General features: G+C 56.7%; 1 protein-coding gene. It reads right to left on the bottom strand.

Annotated elements, in window-relative coordinates:
* Positions 1–312 (bottom strand): hypothetical protein (locus E5Q11_RS17510; protein WP_135804720.1); only part of this gene is annotated, 312 nt, incomplete at both ends.

The raw sequence follows: 312 nt of genomic DNA, 5'->3' as shown, positions 1-312 counted from the left end.
AGCAGGGCGTAGACACCGTTTTCCGGAAATTGGGGTTCCAGGCCTTCGTCGGTGAGCAGTTGGCGGCGTCGATCATCCAGGGCTTCGCGGGAAAGGGAGGTTACCAGGGATTCGATGCCCACGATCTCAAAGGGAGGCTCGGAATCGACCGCGTCGAAAATCATATCCACCAGCACTTCATCCGGGTCCATGCCGCCCACGTAAACTGTCTGGTCCGGAAGGTCCTGATGAAGTTCATGGACAATTTCGATTAATGGAACGCCCTGTTCCTCCAGATAGAGCAGGTCGAAATCGCCCAGGTCACCGTCGTCC

It is taken from the genome of Marinobacter confluentis (assembly GCF_004785685.1).
GTDB classification, from domain to species: Bacteria; Pseudomonadota; Gammaproteobacteria; order Pseudomonadales; family Oleiphilaceae; genus Marinobacter; species Marinobacter confluentis.
The sequence above is the reverse complement of the archived record's forward strand: the minus strand, read 5'-3'. Positions and strand labels throughout refer to the sequence as shown.